Here is a 21,152-nt window from a genome sequence, read left to right on the forward strand (position 1 = left end):
CCTGTAGAAGCGGAATATGGTTACGTATACCTTATCGACGAGTATTGTTTTCCCATGACCAACTATGCGGTGTTCCTGCGCGGCATCAACGTAGGCGGCATCAATCTGAAAATGGCCAACCTCCGCACCGCCCTAGCCACCCTGCCACTGGGCTACGTCAAGACGCTGCTGGCCTCTGGCAACGTGGTTTGCGCCTACGACGGGACAGCACCCGAGCTCAAGTCGATGGTGGAGACCCTGCTGCGCGAACGCTTCGGCTACGACGCCTGGGTGGTCATTACCGACGCCGCCCAACTGGACCACATCATCGAGGCGTGCCCCTGGCCGGCCGACGACGCCAACACCCACAGCTACGTCACGCTCTCCTCCGATCCGGCGGTCCTGGACGAACTGGCCAGGCACGGAGGTGAGATTCCCGGCGTCGAACTTGCCAGGCTCAGCCCCGAAGCGATCGCGTGGCCGGCAGCGGCGGGCGGCACACTGGACAGCCCCTTCAGCAAGCTCACCGCACGCCCCCGCTATAAAAGCACGACGACAACCCGCAACCTGCGCACGCTCCTCAAGTGCCGCGACGCCCTGGCAGCCTTCATCTAGTCCCACCAATCGCGTTGCGCCGGTCGAACGTGTCGAGACCAACCGCCGCACCGCTTTCAGACGCGGGCTCATTTATGCGGTGTTTTGGTGAACGCTCCAGTACTGGGTGCTGGAGCGTTCACCAAAACACCCCGGAAGGTGCTGCGGGGTCGAGAAAAACACCCCGGAAGGTGCTGCGGCGTTTGGAGGGTGGCGGGGTTAGCGGGCGGCTTTTAGGGCTTCCGCAAAGGCGCGCGACACGGCCACTTCGGCTTCGGTGGGGTCAACCACAAGTGCTTCCGCGGTGGCAGCAACATTCTCGCGCAACCGCCGTCGGGCTTGTGCAGCGCGGCCACTGGCACCTGCCAGGGCGAGGAACTTGCTGGTGATGGCCAGGAATATGCCCAGCACCGCTCCCCCAAGCAGCATCAGCGTGGGCACCGGCCAGCCCTCGACCTGCGGCGTTTCCGGGACAGGCATCTGCAGGTAGCCGAGCACCGCAAGGACGCCCAGCCAGACGAGCCCGCCCACGGCCACCAACAGCGCGAGCCACTGGATGACGGCGAAGACGGGCCACCACCAGGCGCGCGTATTGGCTTTCAAGTCGGTGCCGGCCACGGCCTGGTCGAGCGCGTCCGGGAGCTGTTCACGGTTGCTGCGCGCGGCGGACCGGATCGAGGCACGCCACGGACCCGATGCCCCGGCACTGGCGGCATCGGCAAAGTCGCGGACGGATGTGTCAATCTGGGCCTGTTCGGCGGCGCCCGCGGGCGGCAGCGACGTCCGGTTAACCTCGGAGGTCCCTTCACTGCGCAGGCTCAGGCGGCGCAGCGGATCCTTGCGGAAACGTGACATCCAGCGAGTCACCGGCCAGCCCGTCTGCCGTGTGGCCTCCAGCCGGTAGGACGTTTTCACGGCTGACACGACTGAATCGATGTGGGTTGCTTCGGTGAGTCCGGCGGACAGCGCCTTGCGGTCCTGCTGATGCACGCCCACCGCTTCGCCTTCGCCCGATGCGTCGGCGAGGCGTTGCGCGGCCACGGCAACATCGGCCGCCAGCCGTGCGGACTTCGCCGCTTTGGCCTTCACGACGGCGGCAATCCGCTGGCGCAGCTCCGGCACGCCCTGTCCCGTGGTCGCCGAAACGCCCGAGATTTTCACGTTCGACAGGCCGTCCCGGTCCAGGATCGCCGAGAGCGATTCCAATACCGGCTTGACCTCTGCCGGGTCCAGCTTGTCGATCTGGTTCAGCACCACGAGCGTCACATCCGCGTGGGATGAAAACGCCCTGATGAAGTCGTTGTGGATGGCCGCGTCGGCGTACTTTTGCGGATCCATGACCCACACCAAAACATCCACCTGCCCGGCCAACCGTTCCACAATCGCCCTGTTGGCCAACTGCACCGAATCGAAATCCGGCAGGTCAAGCAAAACCAGCCCTCCGGCGTCGTCCATCAGGCCAGGAACGGGCTCACCCTCACGGCGATCGGCGATCTCCAACCAGTCCAGGAGCGGCGCGCTGCCCTCCAGACCCCAGATCATGGCCAGCGGCTCGCTGGTGGTGGGGCGGCGGACGGCGACCTTGGCCGCGAAGGTGCCAGCCACGGCGTTGAAGAGCGAGGATTTACCGCTGCCCGTGGCGCCGAAGAAGCCCACGACGGTGTGGTCCGCGCTCAGCGAGCGGCGTGAGGTGGCGCGCTCCAAGACGCGGTAAACGTCCGCGAGCGAGGCGTCGTCGAGGCGGCCTTCGCCCAATTCGCGGGCATCATTGAGCGCGGCAAGCTGGCGGTCCAGCGTGGATTCGGCGCGGGTTTGGCGGTGCCGGCTCATGCCGTCCCCCCTTGCGTGCCGAGTTCGGCAAGGTCGGCGGCGAGGGCCTCCAGGCGCTTGGCGTCGGCCTGTGCGGGGGCGAGCCGGTCGAAGAACCGCCGTTGCTGGCCCTCCAGCAGGCTGGCGGAACGTTTCTCCAGTGCGTTCCTCGCTTCCTTGGCCAGGCGGCGCACGGCATCCTCGCCGAAGATGGCCTCCAACAGTTTCTGGCCCACGACGGCGGTGCCTCCTGCGATGCCGACCTCGGCTCCCGTCAGTCCCCCGGTGAAGGAAAAGACGACGACCATGAGGGCCACGCCGAGGCCGTTCACGCCGAACGAGAGCCAGCGGGCCTGGGAGCGTTTGGCGGCGCCTTCGGTGCGGATGAGTGCCAGCACTTCGCCCTGCCAGGCCCTGATATCGGCGGCGACCTCCGCCGGAAAATCGGCGGTGACGCCGGAGAGGTCGTCAAGTCCGAGCAGTTGGCGCCCGGCCGGATCCGCACGCCAACGCTGGTCTGCGTCTTCGGCTGCACGGGCGGCCTGGTCGACGATGACTGCCTGCAACCCTGTTTCAATGGCTGTTTCAACCTTGATGGCGGGCGGCGGCTGGCCCTTGAAGAACGCGCCGATCCTGTCGCGGAGCCGGCCGATGTTGCTTTCCACTGCTCGGAAGAATTCGCCCGTTCCCACGAAGTCCTGCCAGCGGGCCAGAACCTCGCCCCGCAGGAGGGTGCCGTCGCTGGTGGCCTGGCTGATTTTCGTCGCTGCGTCCGCGAAGGCAGACCGGACGTCATCGCCCAGCTGCTCTCCGGCGTCGTGCTGGTCCTGGACAGCCTGGGCCAGTGTAGTGAGCCTCTCGGAGAGGGAGCGGACGGTGCCGTTGAGGGTGCGCCGGACGATTTCGGCCCGGCCGGCGGCGTCGTCGCTGATGTTGGCGAGCCACTCGTTGATGGACGCGACCGTGTCCGGCGGGAGCATGCCGAGCTCGTTGAGAGTGGCTTCTGGGACGACGAAGAGCTGCGCGTTGGCGAGACCTTCGCGGTTGAGCATGGCGTGGAGGTCGGCGGCGACTTCCTGCTCGGCGCCGGCGGGGACGCGGTCGAGGATGACGGCGACGGTGATGTCACGCGAGGCGGCGTCGAGGAGGAGCTTCCACGGGACGGCGTCGGCGTAGCGGTTGGCCGTGGTGACGAACAGCCAGAGGTCTGCGGCGGCGAGGAGCTGGCCGGCCATTTGGCGGTTGTCGTCGGAGATGGAGTCCACGTCCGGGGCGTCGAGGATGGCGATGCCTTGCGGGACGGCGGGGTCGGCGACGAGGACGAGGGACGTGATGGCGCCGGTCTCGGGGGCCACTCCGGCTTTGGACGCGGGAATGTTGTCCTTGACGAGCTCGCCTTGGACTCTGCTCAGAGTGGGCAGCACCCTGGTTGATTCGAACCAGTCGGCGTCCTGCGGGTGGTGGAGCAGGATGGGCTGGCGGGTGGTGGGCCGGATGGCGCCGGACCGTGTGACCGGGTGGCCCACGAGCGCGTTGACGAGCGTTGACTTGCCGGCGCCGGTGGAACCGCCGACGACGGCCAGCAGCGGGGCGTCAAGGCTGCGCCAGCGCGGCAGGATGTAATCATCCAGCTGGCCAAGGGCGTTGGCCGTTGTTTGCCTGGCCTCGTCCGCGGCGGGCAGTTCAAGGGGAAGTTCCAACCCGGCGAGCTCTGCACGGACCTGTTCAAGAAGCTCGACGGCGGCTTCCTGCTGCGCCGCTGCGGCGTTGACGCCTGTTTGACTCGAATCGGTGGGGTTCACAAGTTTCATCATGCCAGTTGCGGGGCGGGTTTCGGGCTATTGCCGGTGCGCTGGTGCCAAATTGTTGTGGTGGGAGTTGTAGTGCCTGCGTCTGGGAGTGTGCGGGTGCGTCGAAACGAGGGCGGCGCTGGTTGGGCCTGCCGAGATGTAAGATCACGCCCTGCCGAGCTCCTCGTCGGCTGCCACCACGCCTCCCCGTTCCTGCCGAGATGTAAGATCACGCCCTGTGCCTCCGGGTGAGCAGGGCCTGATCTCATATCTCGACGAAAACTCCAGCGGTGGCACAACCAGAAAAGTAGGCCCCCATCCAGTCACTGGGTGGGAGCCTACTTGTTATTTAAGTCTGGTGGTGCTTACTTGCCGAATACGTCCTTGGCAGCGTCCTTGACATGCTCGCCGGCCTGTTTGGCCTTCGCAGCGGCCTGATCTTCGACGCCCTCGGCTTGGAGCTTCTCATTGTTGGTCACGTCGCCCAGGGCTTCCTTGGCTTTGCCGGTTGCTTCCTGAGCTTTGTTGCTGATCTTATCTCCGAGTCCCATGGGGACCTCCTTCAATTCGAATCCAACTAGAACGCTTTCGAGCCTAAGGAACAAGTCTGTGTGTTTCCTGAATGCCTACCGTTCCGGACGTACCGACAGTATCCGTATGCCCGCAGGAACTGTCCGCTTCAGCTGTTCGAAACCTGCCGTGTAGTCCTTGCAGTCGACAGTGGTTTCCTCAACTTCGCCGCCCTCAATGGGCTGCAGCATTGCTTTGATGATCATGCTCATCACCATAGCTTGGGGCACTGACACGATTGCCGCGGCCGGCTCAGGGCCGCATATGGGTCGGCATAATTTCAATGGTCGAAGACGTCACCTTGCCCTGAACGTTGGACGATGGCAATGATGGCGTATGCCATGGGAGTTGTCAGGGTTTCCGAGAAGATGTCGTGCGCGTAGAAGGTCTCACATTCCGTACACGAGTATTCAACGTCCCAGGTGCTGGCCTTGTGGTGCCTTCGTTTGTGGGCGTGCTCAATCAAGATGTATTCGTCTGTGTCGCAGACTTCGCACCAGATTCTCTGTTTCGATGCTCCGTCCATGCTGGGTCACCTGATTCGTATCCAAAGTGGGATGGGTCCAAGACTAGGTGACCTCATTGTAGGGCGGCCCGCTTCTCGCCGGAAGACTTACTGGCCCGGCCAAGCACCAGCTCAAAGGTGACAAGAAGTGTCCTAGAGTTGTAGCCGATCCCGCCCTGTACTGCCACACCTCAATATCGATCCCGAGCATGACGCCCTTGGTGCGCGCTGTGGTGACTCCCACCAGGGCAGCCGTTCCAGCCACCGCACGGGTTCGGCACCCACGTGCCATGTCCTGCCATCAGGATGAACGACGCCGGAGTGCCTCCCACCATTGCTTCTTCGATACTTTCCATGCCGTGCACGATATGGGCTGGCGCTGACAAACGGGGCAGCGCCGCATATCCCGAGACCATGCCTGCCGATTGGTCCATGTCGGTACAGCCCGCATGGGATCGCACGTATGCCGCCGGCATGACCGAGCGCGAGATGGCGGGGTGGCCGGGCGGTCGCGGTCGACGGCGCACCGGCACCTGCAAGTCCGTGAGCAGTACGACGGCGCACTACGGCCTGTGCATGAGATCAGTCGGGCGGCACGCGGCCCGGCCTGGCCTGGCCGAGCACACCGTGGCGGCGGCGCTACGTAGAGCTGCAGGACTTCATCAGAGCGCACGGCCGACACCCCCGGCGCGACGGTGCCCCGGCAGAGCGGCTACTCGCAGCATGGCTGGCGGACCAGTGCAGGGACCATCGCCACGGCTCACTCTCCGTCCCTAAGAGAGCGCTCATGGGAGTCATTAGTCGGCTGGGATGTGCCACAGCGCCAGCGGGCGACTGACGAGCACTGGTGGGAACGATTATCACAGCCGGCGGAATATGTCGCCACGCACGGGCACTGGCCGCGGTACCGCCACCGCAAGACCGAGCAGGAACGCAACCTTGGCGTCTGGCTCCAAACTGAGCACCAGGCTCGGGCAGAAGACCGCCTCCCCCGCAGGCGGCTAGAAGCCCTCGAGGCTGCACTGCCCGAATGGCACAGCACCACGTGACAGCAGGACAAAGCCCCGCCCACAACGTTGCGGGCGGGGCTCGCGGGGTGGGGTTACGGCAGGTTCGCCACGGCGTAATCAGCCTGCTCGGCCGTGTACTTGTCGCCATGCTCACTGGTCAGCTGCTCCCGGATGCCTTCGGGAGACATTGCCATCATGTCCTGGTAGTTCTTCGCAGATTTGAGAGCGTTCGCATTCCAGTCGGCCTTGATGTTGTCAACGGCGTACTGTGCGGCCTCCTCAGAGAACTTATCCCCAGCATCGCTTGACAGCTGAGCAAAGAGGCCGTCCTTGCTCATGGGTATGATCTTGTCGTAGTTCTCGGCACTCTTCAAAGCTGACTTGTGATCGCTAGGCACGTCTTCCGCCTTGGGCTTTTCCTCGGCAGGAGCAGCAACTGCATCGGCTGCTGCTGGCGAAGAGGCTGCTCCGCCTGTGGGTGTCACATCGGCATCAGAGCAAGAGGCTAGGCCAAGCCCCAGTACGGCGATGAGTGCGAGTGCTGATAGTTTCTTCAAGGTTCCCCCAAATGGTGGTTGTGATGGTCTTCGACAGCGTAGCAACAGGGTGCGACATTGGAGGATTTGGGAGCCCTTTGGGCGCTGAATGTTGCCGCTAACCCGCGGAGGGCGTGATCTCATATCTCGGCAAAGGAGGCGAGTCGTTAACGCAAAAGGCCGGAAACCCGTAGGTTTCCGGCCTTGCTTGTGACCCCAGCGGGATTCGAACCCGCGTTACCGCCGTGAGAGGGCAGCGTACTAGGCCGCTATACGATGGGGCCCTAGTTACATTCATTTATTACTCAACGAACATCAAGAATAATACTCAATATTTGCCTCGTTCGCCAAATGAAAGGCGGCTTTTGCAAGCGCTGGGATACCAGGACTCGAACCTAGAATGTCGGTACCAGAAACCGATGTGTTGCCAATTACACCATATCCCAATGGCTGCGCGTTGCCCTGAATTCCGCGGGTTTCCCCGGCCCTTCAGCGGCTCTCGCGCCGGGATAAAACTATACCTGACACTTTGCTGAAGTCCAAAACGGAAAAGCGGGTTTTCACTGAGCCGTGCATCACACCCGGCTCGCAGCCTCCGACAAGCCCAAAAGTACGGGAATTTCAGCCAGCGACGCAACCTCAGCCACCAGGGCGGCAGCAGCGGAATCAGATGCAGGCACTTCCTTCCCATCCCGGTTCAACCAGACACCGTGCAGGCCGGCACTGACGGAACCAACGCCGTCGACCATGAAGTTGTCCCCCACATACAAAGTCTCCGACGGCAGGGTGCCAATGAGCCGGCAGCCCTCCAGGAAGATCTCCGGGGAGGGCTTCGCAACACCCACGGTGTCGATCCCCACCAGCACCTCGATCCGGGACAGCCCGGCCTGGTCCAGCTTGGCCCGCTGGTAGTCGTGGACATTGTTGCTGACCGCGCCAAAAACAATCCCGGAGGCGTCCAACCGGTCCAGCAACGGACCGACATCGGAAAAAGCGTGGATGGACAGCGGCTGGGCCTTCTCGAAGTCGGCAATCCACTGCGCCTCGGTGGCGGCGTCGAACCCGGACACACCTAGGCGGGCAAAGACGGCCCGCGCCCGCAGACCCCGTTGCTCATGGAAGGTGAACTCGCCGGCCACGTAGCGGTCGTAAAAGTCCTCGGCATCGGCCATGTACAGCGCAGCGAACCGGGACCAGTCCGCGGCACCGTACGACGGCAGCAGATGGGAGGACGCAACGATCATGGCGTCCGCCATAGCCCGGTACAGGTCAACAATAGTCTCATCGATGTCTAACAAAACACCCTTGATCCGCCCTGCAAAAGCAGCGGACTCAAGGGTGTTTTGCGAAGCAAATTCAGTCAAGGAACTTAGCCCCTGAACGCGCGCAGGCGGGTCAGTGAGGATTCCTTGCCCAGGATCACCATGGACTCAAAGAGCGGCGGTGACACCTTGCGGCCCGACATGGCCGTGCGGACCGGACCAAACGCGAAGCGCGGCTTGATGCCCAGACCTTCAACGAGCGCGGACTTCAGTGCAGCCTGGATCGATTCCGCATCCCAGGATTCCAAGGGCTCCAGCGCGGCCAACGCAGCATCCAGGACCTCGGTCAGGTTCTCCGGCATGCCCTTGAGTGCATCCTCGGCGACGTCAACGCCGTCGTCCTTCTTGAACAGGAAGGCGATCATCTCAGGCGCCTCGCCCAGCAGGGTGATGCGTTCCTGGACCAGCGGGGCGGCCTCGTCCAGGATGACGTTCTCGCGCTCGCTCAGCTCGGCGCCCACCAGCCCGGCTGCCTGCATGTAAGGAACCAGGCGGTTGCGGAAGTCAGTGGCTTCCAACATGCGCACATGGGTGCCGTTGATGGCCTCCGCCTTTTTAATGTCGAAGCGGGCCGGATTGGCCACGACGTCGTGAACATCGAAGTGCTCCACGAGCTGCGCCACGGTGAAGATATCCTCGTCGGCGGAGAGCGACCAGCCCAGCAGCGACAAGTAGTTCAGCAGGCCCTCGGGGATGAAGCCGTTGTCGCGGTGCAGGAACAGGCTTGCCTCGGGATCACGCTTGGAGAGCTTCTTGTTCCCGGCACCCATGACGTAGGGCAGATGGCCGAACAGCGGCATGTACTCGGCCACGCCCACCGCGTACAGCGCCTGGTACAGGGCGACCTGACGGGGTGTGGAGGAGAGCAAATCTTCGCCGCGCAACACGTGGGTGACGCCCATCAAGGCGTCATCCACGGGGTTGACCAGCGTGTACAACGGCGCACCGTTGGGGCGGACAATGGCGTAGTCCGGGACTGATCCTGCCTTAAAGGTGATCTCGCCCCGGACCAAATCGGTGAACGTGATGTCGGCATCCGGCATGCGCAGTCGCAGCGCAGGTGCGCGGCCCTCGGCCTTGAAAGCAGCAATCTGCTCGGGCGTGAGGTCACGGTCAAAGTTGTCGTATCCAAGTTTAACGTCTCGCCCGGCCGCCTTGTGACGATTTTCCACCTCTTCGGGTGTGGAATAGGACTCATATGCGTGCCCGCCCGCGACCAGCTTCTCGATGATGCCCGTGTAAATGTCCCCGCGCTGCGACTGGCGGTACGGCTCGTGCGGGCCGCCCACCTCGACACCCTCGTCCCAGGTGATGCCCAGCCACTTCAGGCCGTCAAGCAGCTGAAGGTAGCTTTCCTCACTGTCGCGCTTGGCGTCGGTGTCCTCAATGCGGAAAATCATCTTCCCGCCGGTGTGCCGCGCATACGCCCAGTTAAACAGGGCGGTGCGGATCAGGCCCACGTGGGGCGTTCCCGTGGGCGACGGGCAAAAGCGCACCCGGACAGGAGTTTCGGCGGTGACAAGGGGGATTAAGGCAGCGTTAGTCATGATGGAATCCAGTTTAGCCTTCCTGTGGATTCTTGCCCGCATTGGCTCCCCCGTTTTGAGTACGACGCCGGACCTTCTCACCTTGGGTGCCCTGGCGCCGCCCGGCTTGGGTGCCGTACCCGGCAAAACCCTTGACGAAAGTTTTCTCACGGGAGTATTCTGCAACCAAATGGTTGTAGATCAGCTCAGCGAAGACGCCGCCGACCGCCTGTTCCAGGCCCTCTCGGATGCCACCCGACGCGACATAGTCCGAAGGGTTTCCGGCTCGCCGCTTTCAGTGTCCAGCCTCGCCGCGTTCTATGCCATGAGTTTCGCCGCGGTCCAAAAACATGTGGCCGTACTGGAACGCGCCTCCCTCATCACGAAGGAAAAGCGCGGACGTGAGCAGCTGGTGACGGTACACCCGAAAGGCCTGGCACTGGCCCGCCGGCTGCTCGATGAATATGAGGAGGTCTGGCGGCAGCGCACCGCACGGATCACGGACATTCTGGCCGAAGAACCACGCAAACAAACAAAGGAACCATCATGACTGTCACCAGTTCCATCAAAACCCCCGAGGCGCTCACCCTCGCCATCACGGCGGAGTTCACGGCCGGCGTCGAGCGCGTCTGGCAGACCTGGGAGGATCCGCGTCAGCTGGAACGCTGGTGGGGTCCGCCGACCTGGCCGGCCACCTTTGAAACCTACGACTTCCAGCCCGGCGGAAAGGCTGCCTATTACATGACGGGTCCTGACGGCAGCAAGGGACACGGCTGGTGGAAGTTCACCGCCATTGCGGCACCTGCACGACTGGAGCTCGACGACGGTTTTGCCGACGACAATGGCGAGCCCGTGGCCGACATCGGCACCGCGCACATGGCTGTCTCCCTGGCAGACGTGGACGGGCGCACCCTCATGACCATCACCACAACGTTCGAAAGCACGGAACAGATGGAAAAAATGGTGGCCATGGGCATGGAAGAAGGCATGCGCGAGGCCATGGGCCAGATCGACGCCATTCTGGCGGAATAGCGGAACGAAAAAGCTGGATTCACGCCGTTCCATCGCGGGCTGATCCGAAATCAGGTGCCCGCAATGTCCACCGCCAAGCTTGCAGGTGCAGCCGCCGCGCTGCTGCTTGACCTCACTGCATGTGGTGGTGCGCCCCGGATGAGCCCATGGCCGCTGCTGTCTACCAGCGCATTGGCTCAGTGACAAAAACGGTCACGGGGACACTGTTGCTGCAGCTCGCCGAAAGGGCAAACTGACGCTCGATGACCCATCAGCAAGTACGAGCCGGAAGTTCCCAAGGACGGGAACATCACCCTGCGCATGCTGGCTGACATGACCAGCGGCCTTGCCAGTTACACACTTGACAGCACATTCTCGGACCAGCCGTTCGGCACCCCGGAGAAGACCTGAACTCCCGATGAGTTGCTGGCGCAGCAGATCCTGGACCCGCCCAGCTCGGACACACATCCATGCCGGGGACGACTGATCCGCACCCAAGCCCGCATGCCCAGGGCTTCACGCTTCAGGGCATGGCGGACGAGGACTTGACGCAGATCAACGCCACCCACTGGACCCCTTCCTGGGGATGGCCCGCGGGGCAGCTGGTGTCGACAGCCCAAGCCTTACTGGTCTATGGCCGGGCCCTCGGCACCAGACAGGGGTTGTTGAAAGCCGAAAACCAGATTGACCGGCTGACCTCGATGCCGGAACCGACCGGGTACGGCGTGGCAGTCGGCTGCGTCGTCGGCTGGTTTGGCCACACCGGCGAGCTTCCCGGCTACAACACATCGGTATTTTATGACACGGGAACCGACACCACGGTGGTGGTTCTGGTCAACAGCGACGTCCCCACCGGCGCTCGCACGGAATCCAAGACACCGCAGGACAACCCGAAGGAGTGACCCCGGCGGGTGCCTGACGAGCCGGCTCGAACCCCGGCAGGGGAAACAAAAGAGCTGCCAGCAACCTCACCTGGACGTCGAATCGTCGCAAAAACGGCACGGGACGCACGGCAGGTTTTGGTCACAATTACATAACGGTTGACTTAAGCACAACACGCTCATGTAAGTTACTCGTCAGTAGCTTAAGTTGTTAGCTACATCACACTTACCAATTTTAGTGAGGAACTGCATATGCCCCGCAGCACTACAGGCCCGCCCTTGCACAGGTCCGCCAGAAACCACTACATAGCCCACGCCGTTCTTGGCCTGCTGGTGCTCGGGCTCATCCTGTTCTTCGCCCTGACAACAACTAAAATTGCCACCGGGGCGTCACAGCTCAACGATGGCACCAAGCTCACCGCCGCCGGCGCCAATAAACTCCACCAGGGAGCCACCGACTTGGACGAAGGCGCCGCGGCACTGTCCAAGGGCGCAGCCACAGCGGCGGACGGAGCCACGGCCGCCAGCGAAGGCGCCACGAAACTATCCGGCGGGGCAATGACGCTCAACCAGGGAATCGCGGACAAGCTGGCTCCCGGGCTCGTGAGCGCCAACGACGGCGCCCTCGCCTTGTCCGCCGGAGCAGCCAAGACTGCCGCAGACGTCCGCACCAAGTTGGCCCCCGGGGTCTATTCGGTGGATGACGGCGCCGGTCAGCTTGCAGCCGGAGGAACCGCACTGAGCGCCGGCGCAGCGGCCATCGCCGACGCCGTTAGAAACCAGCTCGCCCCGGGCGTATTCGCGGCCAACACCGGCGCCCAGGAACTGTTCGCCGGCTCCAAGCAGCTCGAGACTGGTGCTGCCACCCTGGCCGACGGTGTCAGGAACCAGCTGGCTCCCGGCATCGGGGCGGTGGACAAGGGTGCGGGCGATGTGGCATCCGGAGTCGGCAAACTCAATGCCGGCGCGCAACAATTGAGCGCCGGCGCAGCCGCCGCATCAACCGGCGCAGCCGCACTTGGTGCCGGCGCCGCGCAAGCCGATACCGGCGCGCAGCAAGTTAGCGCAGGGGCGCAGGGTGTGGCAGCCGGTCTCGAGCAGCTCTCTGCAGGGCTCACACCCACTTCCTCCGGTGCGGATCCGCAAAACCTGGCCGACGGCGTGAACCAAGTGGCGGCAGGGGCAGCTCAATTGGCAGGTCAGGGGTCCACTGCGGGCGCCCCTGCTGAGGGCGTCGCTGCTCTGAATGAGGGACTTTCACAGCTGCTTGCCTATTCCACGGCCAATCCGGCCACGCCTGTGGGCGCACTGCTGGACAAGCTGGCGGCGTTGGAGGCGGGCGGCCAGCAGGCGGCCCAGGGCAGCGCTGCCCTCGCCGCCGGAAGCCGGCAGCTCCAGGGCGGCTTTGGCGTGTTGGGTGCGAAACTCAACAGCACGGACCCCGCCAGCCCCGGCCTCGTCGCCGGCGCCAGCCAACTGTCAGCGGGAGCCCAACAGCTCGCCGGCGGCACAGCACTACTGTCAGCTGGGCTCAACGGCGTGCCCGACGATCCCGCCCAGCCGGGACTTGTCGCCGGCAACCAGCAGCTCTCCGATGGTGCGCTGGAGGTTTCCAATGGAACCAAGCAGCTGGCCGAAGGCACCACGGCATTGCATGCAGGGACACAGAAACTGATGCTGGGCGTCAACGGCCAGCCTGACGACCCCGCCCAGCCCGGCCTGCTCAACGCCGTGAAATCCCTGGCTGACGGCTCAACCGCCTTGTCAGTTGGCACGGGCAAGCTGTCCAACGGCACCGGACAAATCGCGGCAGGCCTGACAGGCACGCCGGAGCAGCCCGGGCTCATTGACGGCACTGCCGCGCTTGCAACCGGCAGCGAGACGTTGTCCGCCGGCACGCAAAAGCTCTCAGCCGGCACCCAGCAATTGGTCTTTGGCATGGATGGCACCCCCGGAGATCCCGAGCGGCCCGGACTGCTTTATGCTGCCGGCAATCTGGAGTCGGGTTCGCAGAAGCTCTCCGTTGGCACCCAGGCACTCAGCGAGGGCGTGGCGGGGACCCCGGAAAGCGCCGGATCCGGCCTTCTGGCCGGCAGCAAGACGCTGGCCGAAGGCGCTGAGAAACTCGCCGCGGGCAACACGGCGTTGGCGGATGGCAACTCCAAACTCGCCGCCGGCTCCTCCGAGCTTGCCCAGGGGGCCAGCCTCATGGTTGACGGAGCCCAAACACTGGCAGCGGGCAACAGCCAAGTGGCCGACGGCACCTCGGAACTGTACTCCGGAGTTTCAGCCGTCACCCCCGCCGGCGCCGCCGCTGCACCGGCACCCATCCTGGCAATCCTCGGCGTGATCCTGGTGGCGATCGCACTGACTGTCATGCTCCGCCGCCGGGGTGCAGCACGCAAGGCATGACAGGCAACTGACGGCCTTGAAAAAGTCGCCGCTCCTGCCCACCGGCCCCGCACCAGCGGGACTGTGGGAAGCAGCGGCGACTTTTCAGCGGCCGTCTCCCGGTCAGGGAAGCGTCAGCTGAACAGTGCGTTCTTCGGCTCGTTCTTCTTCACAAACTGCCAGCCGAACCACAAAACCAGGGCCAGCACCGGAACCGTGCACAGCGTCCACAAGCCCAGCAGGTACTGGCTGCCGTCGGGCTTGGTCAGGGTGTCAAACCCGATGAGCACCGTGATCACCAGGAGCGCAATGAGCCCGATCCAGCTGGTCCATGGTGATCCGGGCATGGGCAGCGTGGAGACCTTGCCGCGTCTGTGCCGCAGCATGATCTGGCAGGCAAAGATGGATGCCCACGTGAAAATCACGCCGATCGACGCGGTGTTCAGTGCCAGGTCAAACGCGTAGGAGCCGCCGAGCCAAATGTTCGCCAGCACACCCACCAGATACACGGCGGCGATGCTCAGGATGGCCGCGTATGGGACATAGCGTGAGGACATGCGGGTCAGCCAGGCTGGTGCGTGCCCGTTGTTGGCCATGGTGCGGAAGATCCGACCAATGGAATACAGCCCCGAATTGCAGGACGACAGCGCCGCGGTAATCACCACAAAGTTCATGACGGAGCCCACCCAGTCCAGGCCCATCGTGGCAAACACCGTGACGAACGGGCTCTCCCCCGACTTGTACTGGTCCGACGGCATCAGCATGGCCAGCAGCGACACCGAGCCAACATAGAACACCACAATGCGAAGCACGACGGCGCGAATCGCCTTGGGGACCTCCCGTTCCGGATTCTTCATCTCACCGGCCGTAATCCCCACAAGTTCAATCGCGTTGTAGGCAAAAATGACGGCGTTCAGGGCCAGGATCATGACGAGCCCGCCCTTGGGGAACATGCTGCCGCCATGGAACAAGTTGTTCACGGTGGCGTGCGACTCCCCCACCTGCGCGTTCATGACCACCATCACCGTGCCGACCACCAGGAAGATCACAATGGCACCGACCTTAAGGCAGGCAGCCCAGAATTCAAATTCGCCGAACGCCTTGACGCTCATCAGGTTGACCGCAACGAGCAGCACCAGGGCACACAGCGCACTGAGCTCAACCGGCACTCCCGGAAAGAAGTATTGGAAGTACAGTCCGATGGCAATGAGCTCGGCGATGCCCGTCATGGCCCAGTTGATGAAGTACATCCAGCCGGACAGATACGCGCCCTTCTTGCCGAACAGCTCCCCCGCGTAGGACACAAAGGAGCCCGACGTCTGCCGGTACATGATCAGCTCGCCGAGCGCCCGCATCAGCAGGTACGCGATGACGCCGGCAATGGCGTAGGAGAAGATCAGGGCCGGGCCGGTGCTGGCCAGCCGCCCGCCTGCTCCCATGAAAAGTCCGACGCCGATCGCCCCACCCATGGCGATCATGGTCACGTGCCGACGGGACAGCGTCTGCTGGTATCCCTCCACCGAAACGTTGTCTGTGCGTTTTCCAGGGCCCGTGCCTTTTCCGGGGCCGGGCGGTGTTGGCGCGGTGTCGATGACGTCGTGTGACACGCAAAATCCTTACGTTGGCGGCTGTCCCCATGTGCACAACCACGAGTTCTCGCGGAATTTCACGAGTCGGCTGGCAAAGGACTTGACGATTCTACTCCGCCAACCTTGGGGCATCTGTGGCCCCAACAGCAGGCGGCCGGCTGGCAGCGTTACTGTTGGGCCGCCGTCGAACGTGGAAAGTTAGAGGTCCTCCCGGACGGCCATGAAGGTGTAGTCCCAGGTTTTCACATCGGGTTCGCCGGGCTCGCGGTGCAGTTTCCGGGCGGCTTTGACCACGCGTTCGATCTCCTGAAAGAGGTCCTGCGCGTCGCTGGCATTCAGCCGCAGCGTGCCGATGGCGAGCTCCGCCTTGGGGTCGGAGTCGCGGCCGGTGGCGAAGTCTGGGGCCCAGGCGAGCACGCGTGAGAGGGCGGCGTGCTGGTCGAGTTCCATCTGGGAAAGGTAGGCGCCGAGGGAGTATTCGTCGGACTCGCCGAGGGGATCCTCCGGCGAACCGAGCCGGTAGGTCTCATCGACGGCCTGCCAGACGCGGTCCCGGTTGTCGCGCGCGAACTGCGGGGCCTCTTGGATCATGCCGGCCTCGGCCAGGATCCGCAGGTGGTAACTGAGTTTGTTCGCCGCCACGCCGAGCTGGTCCGCCAGGTCCGTGGCCCGGGCATAATCCTGGGCCGCCAGCACGGACATGACGCGCCGCCGCAGCGGGCTCGACATGGCCTTGAGCATGGGCGAGGTCATGGTGCGCGGGGTCATCGCGGCCTGCTTCCCGGCCTGCTTCCCGGAGGCGCTACCCTGCTCTCCCGTGGACCCGCCACGTGTTTTCGTTGCCATGGCACCAGTGTACAAACAGGCAGGATTATTTGCACAATTTATATTGCGCAACTTTATTTGCGGATATAAGCTCGGGACATGTCGACCACACAACAGGAAACAGGTGCCAACCCGGTCCGCCTCCTCGCCAATCCGAACTACCGGTGGTGGCTGGCGACGGACACGTCCACCGCGTTCGGATCGGCACTGCACAGCTTTGCCGTTCCGCTGCTGACCCTCTACATGACCGGCAGCCCGGCGCAGGCAGGCATCGTCGCCGGGATCGGGCAGGTGGGGCGCATCCTCGCCACACTCCCCGGCGGCGTGGTGGCCGACCGCCACAACCGGCGCACACTCATGGTGACCGGCGGCGTGATGGGACTGGCACTTGCCGCAGCGCTCACTTTGCTGCAGCTCACCGGGCTGCTGAGTTTTTGGCTGCTTACCGTTTTGAATCTGCTCATGAGCATGCGCAACGGTTTCTTCAGCTCGACGTCGAATGCCGCACTGAAATCTGTGGTCCAGCCGCGGCAGATCGGTCCTGCCATGGCCGCCAATGAGGCCCGGGATTCGGTTGTTGCGCTCTCCGGCGGCCCCGTGGGCGGCGTGCTGATGGGCCTTGGCAGGGCGCTGCCCTTTGCCGCGACGGCTGCGGCGCACCTACTCGCCATCATTGCCGCGCTCATGATCCGCACGGACTTGCGGCCGATTGCAGGATCGTCCGCGGCGGGCGGAGACACTGGCAGGGGCGTTGCGGTTTCAGCGCCGGAGTCGGCGGCGGCGGTTTCAGCGCCGGAGTCGGCACCCGCGTCGGCACCCGCAGCTTCGCCACGCAATTTTTCGCCGCCGGCGGCGCGTCGCATCCTGCGGGACTTCGCCGGCGAGGCGTCCGCCGGAATCACGTGGCTGTTCCAACGGCCGGAACTGCGCGGAATCGTGATCCTGGCAACCATCATCAACCTGGGCCTCAACTCGGCTATCACGGCGGTGGTTTTTGGGCTCCAGCAGCGAGGGGAAACCCCGGCGGTGATCGGCATGGTCTCGGCCGGAATCGGCATCGGCATGCTGCTGGGATCGTTCATTGCCGCTCCCCTGGTCAAGCGTGTTGGGGCCGGCTGGATCGTCATTGCCGGGCTGCTGCTGATGACGGCGGCGCTGGCCGTGCTGCCGTTCGTCCACGCCGTCCCCGCCGTCATGGTGGTGCAGGCCGTGGCCATCCTGGGCGGGCCAGCCATCAACGCCGCACTGCTGGGCTACTTCATGGTGGCGGTGCCTTCGGACATGCTGGGGAGGGCCGGCAGCGCTCTGGACCTTATGACCCTGGGCGCCACTCCCCTGTCCCCACTGGTGGCGGGTTTCGGATACGCGCTGCTGGGCTGGACCGGGATCCTGCTGGCATGCGCGGGACTCTGCGCTGTGGCAGCATTCCTGGCCCTGCTCAATTCGCGGCTGCGGGCCCTGCCATCCTCCGACCATTGGGCCGACCACGCCGCCGCAATCGCCGCAGCCGGCCAATAACGCACCCTCCCGGAAGTTGGCGGGCGTCACCCAACCAGCCCGCACCCTGGTGGCGGGCCGCATCGAAGCCAGGCTCCGCCGTCGTGCGGGTCAGTGGCGGGTCAATGCCGTGAGTCGCGAAACAGCAGCGCCGCCTGCACCCGGTTCTCCAGCTCCAGTTTGGCCAGAATGCGCGACACATGGGTCTTGACTGTCCCCTCACTCACGAACAGCGCCCGCGCAATCCCGTCGTTGCTCATCCCCTGCGCAATCGCGTCCAGCACCTCCGCCTCGCGCGCCGTCAGTTCTTCCAGCCGTGCCACCGCAGCGTTCGACCGTGCCGCCGCAGCCCGTTCCCGCGTCCTGTCGATCAGCCGCTTCGTCACCGTCGGCGCGAGCATTCCCTCCCCCGCAGCCACCGCCCGGATCGCGTGGAACAGCCGCTCCGGATCCGTGTCCTTGAGCAGGAATCCGGCGGCGCCCGCCTCCAGCGCGGCAAAGACATAGTCGTCAAGGTCAAAGGTGGTCAGCACGAGGACCTGCGGCGGCACCGGCAGGGCTCGCAGCTGGGCGGTTGCCGTGATGCCGTCGCCGCCGGGCATCCGCACATCCATGAGTACGACGTCGGACCGTTGCGTCTGCGCGCACCTCACCGCCTGCGGTCCGCTGGCAGCCTCACCCACCACTGTCATGTCGGGGCGGGAGGTCACCATCGTCACCAGCGCGGCACGGACGAGTGCCTCGTCGTCGGCGACGATGACGCGGATCTTCTCACTCACAAGATGGCTCCTTCCTGGATGTCGCGCTGGTTTTGCGGCTGCTTGGTGAACGGGATGCGGGCTACCAGTTGAAAGCCGCTTCCCGTGGGGCCATGGTCCAGCGTGCCGCCGAGGAGCTGGACGCGCTCGGCCAAGCCAACCAAGCCGAGTCCGGCCCCCGGGGCCGGTTCGCTCTGTGCTCCGGGGCCGTTCGACACCGTGATCTGCAGCTCTTGTGGTCGTGGTTCCTGCGGTTCGAACGGGTGGAGTTCAAGCCTCACGGCCGACACTGCACCGGGCGCATGGCGGGCCACGTTGGTGATGCCCTCCTGGACCACCCGGAATGCCCCTCGGCTGACCGCGTCCGGCAGCACGCCGTCGAGTTCAGCATTCGGTGAATAGTCAACGTTGATCCCGGCCAGCCGCCATTCCTCCAGCAGGCCCGCAATTTGTTCGATCCCGGATGGCGCAGTCCTGTTTGACGCCGCCTCCGTAGTTCCCCCTGATGGCGCACCAGTTGCCGTGCCCGGATCAACAGCCTGCCACCGGGCCGTGCCGGCGGGGCCGGCTGTACCATCTTCGTGCAGCACGCCGAGCACATCGCGGAGTTCTCCCAGGGCGGCGTGGGCAGTCTCCCGGATCAGCCGGGCCGAGCCGGCAGTTTCGGCGTCCGGGGCAGCCACCTGCAACGCCGCTGCCTGAACAGCCACCAGCGACATCCTGTGGGCCAGGGTGTCGTGCATTTCCCGGGCGATGCGGTGCCGTTCGGCCAGGCGGCTGCGTTCGACATCTGCGGCGTGCCGGGCTTCGGCCTGCTCGGCACGTTCCTTCAGCGATGCCACCTGGTTTTCCCGGAGCCTGGCCCGCTGGCCGCGGTAGGCACCCCAGACCGCAATGGCGCTCCATCCCAGAGCGCCAAACAGGGCCACGTCCCAGGCCATCGGCTCACTGCCAAACAGCATTTCCGCTGCGACGGCCAAGGCAATGATGGCTGCCACCCACCAGTCGAGGCGGCGCCTGGCCAGCATGAACAGGGCAACGAAGAATGCGATTCCACCGAACGAGAGCGCACCCAGCACGGCCGCGGCGGCGGCCACGGTTTTCGGGAAGCGGTGCCGCCAAATCAGCGCAACGGCGCCCAAGGGGGCAAGCACAGGCGCAATTCCATAGCGGGCCCATTCCAGTCCGGCATCCGCCGGGTCCGGGACCGTTCCGTTTTCCAGCCCGAAGCCGAGCAGGGCCATCGAAAATACGACGTCGGCCGCGGCCACAACAAGGACCAGCAGGACTGTGCGCCAGGGACTTCCAACGGGCATCATTTTTATCTTCATGCTTCAAGCCTAGAATTCATGCCAGCGCCGCCACATCCAACTAAAGTTGTGAGCTGCCAGCAAGCAGCCCTTCCCTCCGTCGCGAAGGGGTGCCGGCCGGTTATTTGCGAGCCCGGGACTTCCACCACCGCCGCAGCCGCAACCAGAAACTGACGGCCGCCAGCGCCACGGCGATCACCATGAGAACCTGGGCCAGGGGCAGCGGCCCGTCGGTCAGGAAAATGACGCGGGCCACCACGCCAACCACTGCCGCTGCCGCAAACGTCCATCCCGCATACGGCTTCGGCGGCGGGTTTCTCAGGCGTCGTTGCGCCGCCTCGTTCATGGCCTGGGTGAGGCCGCGCCCAAAGGTGCGCTGCCCCCTCACGGAAGGTCCCGGCGTCGTGCGTTAAAAACAACGCAGCAAGAGCTCACGTTAGCGGCGGACCACCGGGTTGGAGAGGCGGCCGATGCCCTCAATTTCGACGTCGTAGCGATCGCCTGCAGTAAGGAGGTCGACGCCGGCGGGGGTGCCGGTCATGATGACGTCGCCGGGGAGCAGGGTGAACGCGTGCGAGACGATCGAGACGAGTTCGCGGACGCTGCGCACCATCTGGTTGGAGCTGCCGTCCTGGCGGAGTTCACCGTTGAGCCAACCCTTGATGTAGACGTCGTCAGGGTCCAGTTCGGTCTCGATCCAGGGCCCGAGCGGGGCGGAGGTGTCGAAACCCTTGGCGCGGGCCCACTGGCCGTCGCCGGCCTGGACGTCGCGGGCGGTGAGGTCGTTGCCGCAGGTGTAGCCGAAAATGACCTCCTCGACGCGCTCTTCCGGGACATCCTTGCAGATGCGGCCGATGACGACGCAGAGTTCGGCCTCGTAGGAGACCTCCTCGGAGAATTCCGGCAGCACGATCGGTTCGTTCGGGCCGATCACGGAGGTGTTGGGCTTGAGGAACATCAGCGGGTTCTCGGGGACCTCGTTGCCGAGTTCGCGGGCGTGCTCGGCGAAGTTGCGGCCAATGCCGATGACCTTGGAACGCGGGATGATCGGGGCGACCAGGCGCACGTCGATCAACGGGTGCTGCTCGGCGGTCCGTTCCACACCGTTAAAGAAGGGATCGCCCTTGATGACGGTGACGATTTCACTGCCGGACTCCCCTTCCACGATGCCGTACATGGGGTCATTGTCTACTACAAATCGGGCTATGCGCATGTGTTTCAGTCTAGCCGGAAATCCTTCCGGACCGGC

The 21,152-nt window shown here is 64.4% G+C and carries 19 protein-coding genes, 2 tRNA genes and 1 pseudogene; 6 read left to right on the plus strand and 16 right to left on the minus strand.

Annotation, left to right across the window (positions count from 1 at the left end; all coding sequences use genetic code 11):
• Nucleotides 1–54: 54 nt before the first annotated feature.
• Nucleotides 55–594 carry a DUF1697 domain-containing protein gene (locus tag art_RS06095; RefSeq protein ID WP_038463204.1) on the plus strand — a complete coding sequence of 180 codons (540 nt, stop codon included), beginning with the start codon at nt 55–57 and terminating at the stop codon, nt 592–594.
• Nucleotides 595–792: 198 nt separating this feature from the next.
• Here the strand turns inward: art_RS06095 and art_RS06100 are convergent, their stop codons facing one another.
• The 10 genes from art_RS06100 to gltX form a co-directional block, all read right to left on the minus strand.
• Complete coding sequence (locus art_RS06100; RefSeq protein WP_038463207.1) at nt 793–2,403, minus strand: GTPase; 1,611 nt, start codon at nt 2,401–2,403, stop codon at nt 793–795.
• Nucleotides 2,400–4,196 carry a dynamin family protein gene (locus tag art_RS06105; protein ID WP_082000135.1) on the minus strand — a complete coding sequence of 599 codons (1,797 nt, stop codon included), beginning with the start codon at nt 4,194–4,196 and terminating at the stop codon, nt 2,400–2,402. Before art_RS06105 ends, art_RS06100 begins: the two co-directional genes overlap by 4 nt.
• A 341-nt stretch (nt 4,197–4,537) precedes the next feature.
• Nucleotides 4,538–4,723, minus strand: a complete 186-nt coding sequence (locus art_RS06110; RefSeq protein ID WP_038463211.1) for a CsbD family protein — start codon at nt 4,721–4,723, stop codon at nt 4,538–4,540.
• A 75-nt stretch (nt 4,724–4,798) separates the two neighbouring features.
• Nucleotides 4,799–4,948 carry a hypothetical protein gene (locus art_RS22150; RefSeq protein ID WP_157875175.1) on the minus strand — a complete coding sequence of 50 codons (150 nt, stop codon included), beginning with the start codon at nt 4,946–4,948 and terminating at the stop codon, nt 4,799–4,801.
• 74 nt (nt 4,949–5,022) lie between these two features.
• The gene (locus art_RS06115; protein WP_038463214.1) at nt 5,023–5,268 is read right to left on the minus strand and encodes a hypothetical protein; all 246 of its coding nucleotides are present in this window, start codon (nt 5,266–5,268) and stop codon (nt 5,023–5,025) included.
• A gap of 1,081 nt (nt 5,269–6,349) precedes the next feature.
• Nucleotides 6,350–6,814, minus strand: a complete 465-nt coding sequence (locus art_RS21555; protein WP_038463217.1) for an Ltp family lipoprotein — start codon at nt 6,812–6,814, stop codon at nt 6,350–6,352.
• Nucleotides 6,815–7,004: 190 nt separating this feature from the next.
• Nucleotides 7,005–7,077, minus strand: a tRNA-Glu gene (locus art_RS06125).
• A 90-nt stretch (nt 7,078–7,167) separates the two neighbouring features.
• Nucleotides 7,168–7,239: transfer RNA gene (locus tag art_RS06130), tRNA-Gln, on the minus strand.
• Between the two features lie 129 nt (nt 7,240–7,368).
• The gene (locus tag art_RS06135; protein ID WP_052136063.1) at nt 7,369–8,157 is read right to left on the minus strand and encodes an HAD family hydrolase; all 789 of its coding nucleotides are present in this window, start codon (nt 8,155–8,157) and stop codon (nt 7,369–7,371) included.
• Nucleotides 8,158–8,162: 5 nt separating this feature from the next.
• Nucleotides 8,163–9,662 (minus strand): glutamate--tRNA ligase, encoded by a 1,500-nt coding sequence (gene gltX / locus art_RS06140; RefSeq protein WP_038463220.1) that lies wholly within the window; start codon nt 9,660–9,662, stop codon nt 8,163–8,165.
• A gap of 169 nt (nt 9,663–9,831) precedes the next feature.
• Here gltX and art_RS06145 point away from each other — a divergent pair, with 169 nt between their 5' ends.
• From art_RS06145 to art_RS06160, 4 genes and pseudogenes are all read left to right on the plus strand, one after another.
• On the plus strand, nt 9,832–10,191 hold the full coding sequence (locus art_RS06145) for a helix-turn-helix domain-containing protein (RefSeq protein WP_038468984.1): 360 nt from the start codon (nt 9,832–9,834) through the stop codon (nt 10,189–10,191).
• Nucleotides 10,188–10,673, plus strand: coding sequence for an SRPBCC domain-containing protein (locus tag art_RS06150; RefSeq protein WP_038463223.1), 486 nt, complete (start codon nt 10,188–10,190; stop codon nt 10,671–10,673). Before art_RS06145 ends, art_RS06150 begins: the two co-directional genes overlap by 4 nt.
• 431 nt (nt 10,674–11,104) lie before the next feature.
• Nucleotides 11,105–11,554 (plus strand): annotated as a pseudogene (locus tag art_RS06155) (serine hydrolase); the annotation flags it as partial.
• A 231-nt stretch (nt 11,555–11,785) separates the two neighbouring features.
• Nucleotides 11,786–13,945 carry a hypothetical protein gene (locus art_RS06160; RefSeq protein ID WP_038463230.1) on the plus strand — a complete coding sequence of 720 codons (2,160 nt, stop codon included), beginning with the start codon at nt 11,786–11,788 and terminating at the stop codon, nt 13,943–13,945.
• A 113-nt stretch (nt 13,946–14,058) separates the two neighbouring features.
• On the opposite strand, the gene art_RS06165 is transcribed toward art_RS06160, so the two are convergent.
• Together art_RS06165 and art_RS20900 are read right to left on the minus strand one after the other, a co-directional pair.
• Nucleotides 14,059–15,444: an amino acid permease gene (locus art_RS06165; RefSeq protein WP_038468986.1), complete on the minus strand. Its 1,386-nt coding sequence runs from the start codon at nt 15,442–15,444 to the stop codon at nt 14,059–14,061.
• Nucleotides 15,445–15,711: 267 nt separating this feature from the next.
• Nucleotides 15,712–16,359 carry a helix-turn-helix domain-containing protein gene (locus tag art_RS20900; protein ID WP_082000137.1) on the minus strand — a complete coding sequence of 216 codons (648 nt, stop codon included), beginning with the start codon at nt 16,357–16,359 and terminating at the stop codon, nt 15,712–15,714.
• A gap of 78 nt (nt 16,360–16,437) precedes the next feature.
• Here art_RS20900 and art_RS06175 point away from each other — a divergent pair, with 78 nt between their 5' ends.
• On the plus strand, nt 16,438–17,856 hold the full coding sequence (locus art_RS06175) for an MFS transporter (RefSeq protein ID WP_038463233.1): 1,419 nt from the start codon (nt 16,438–16,440) through the stop codon (nt 17,854–17,856).
• Between the two features lie 101 nt (nt 17,857–17,957).
• Here the strand turns inward: art_RS06175 and art_RS06180 are convergent, their stop codons facing one another.
• The 4 genes from art_RS06180 to art_RS06195 form a co-directional block, all read right to left on the minus strand.
• Nucleotides 17,958–18,614: a response regulator transcription factor gene (locus art_RS06180; RefSeq protein ID WP_038463236.1), complete on the minus strand. Its 657-nt coding sequence runs from the start codon at nt 18,612–18,614 to the stop codon at nt 17,958–17,960.
• A complete protein-coding gene (locus art_RS06185; protein ID WP_082000138.1) occupies nt 18,611–19,924 on the minus strand; it encodes a sensor histidine kinase in 1,314 nt (437 codons plus the stop codon). Before art_RS06185 ends, art_RS06180 begins: the two co-directional genes overlap by 4 nt.
• 100 nt (nt 19,925–20,024) lie before the next feature.
• Nucleotides 20,025–20,291, minus strand: a complete 267-nt coding sequence (locus art_RS06190; RefSeq protein WP_038463239.1) for a hypothetical protein — start codon at nt 20,289–20,291, stop codon at nt 20,025–20,027.
• Nucleotides 20,292–20,339: 48 nt separating this feature from the next.
• Nucleotides 20,340–21,116 (minus strand): fumarylacetoacetate hydrolase family protein, encoded by a 777-nt coding sequence (locus art_RS06195; protein WP_038463242.1) that lies wholly within the window; start codon nt 21,114–21,116, stop codon nt 20,340–20,342.
• Between the last annotated feature and the right edge of the window lie 36 nt (nt 21,117–21,152).

It is taken from the genome of Arthrobacter sp. PAMC 25486 (assembly GCF_000785535.1).
Lineage (GTDB): Bacteria > Actinomycetota > Actinomycetes > Actinomycetales > Micrococcaceae > Specibacter.

Bases quoted from the DNA above. Each gene is read 5' to 3' on its own strand.
- art_RS06095 (WP_038463204.1), top strand. From the start codon at position 55: ATGACCAACTATGCGGTGTTCCTGCGCGGCATCAACGTAGGCGGCATC.
- art_RS06100 (WP_038463207.1), bottom strand. From the start codon at position 2,403: ATGAGCCGGCACCGCCAAACCCGCGCCGAATCCACGCTGGACCGCCAG.
- art_RS06105 (WP_082000135.1), bottom strand. From the start codon at position 4,196: ATGATGAAACTTGTGAACCCCACCGATTCGAGTCAAACAGGCGTCAAC.
- art_RS06110 (WP_038463211.1), bottom strand. From the start codon at position 4,723: ATGGGACTCGGAGATAAGATCAGCAACAAAGCTCAGGAAGCAACCGGC.
- art_RS22150 (WP_157875175.1), bottom strand. From the start codon at position 4,948: ATGATCATCAAAGCAATGCTGCAGCCCATTGAGGGCGGCGAAGTTGAG.
- art_RS06115 (WP_038463214.1), bottom strand. From the start codon at position 5,268: ATGGACGGAGCATCGAAACAGAGAATCTGGTGCGAAGTCTGCGACACA.
- gltX (WP_038463220.1), bottom strand. From the start codon at position 9,662: ATGACTAACGCTGCCTTAATCCCCCTTGTCACCGCCGAAACTCCTGTC.
- art_RS06145 (WP_038468984.1), top strand. From the start codon at position 9,832: ATGGTTGTAGATCAGCTCAGCGAAGACGCCGCCGACCGCCTGTTCCAG.
- art_RS06150 (WP_038463223.1), top strand. From the start codon at position 10,188: ATGACTGTCACCAGTTCCATCAAAACCCCCGAGGCGCTCACCCTCGCC.
- art_RS06160 (WP_038463230.1), top strand. From the start codon at position 11,786: ATGCCCCGCAGCACTACAGGCCCGCCCTTGCACAGGTCCGCCAGAAAC.
- art_RS20900 (WP_082000137.1), bottom strand. From the start codon at position 16,359: ATGGCAACGAAAACACGTGGCGGGTCCACGGGAGAGCAGGGTAGCGCC.
- art_RS06175 (WP_038463233.1), top strand. From the start codon at position 16,438: ATGTCGACCACACAACAGGAAACAGGTGCCAACCCGGTCCGCCTCCTC.
- art_RS06185 (WP_082000138.1), bottom strand. From the start codon at position 19,924: ATGAAGATAAAAATGATGCCCGTTGGAAGTCCCTGGCGCACAGTCCTG.
- art_RS06195 (WP_038463242.1), bottom strand. From the start codon at position 21,116: ATGCGCATAGCCCGATTTGTAGTAGACAATGACCCCATGTACGGCATC.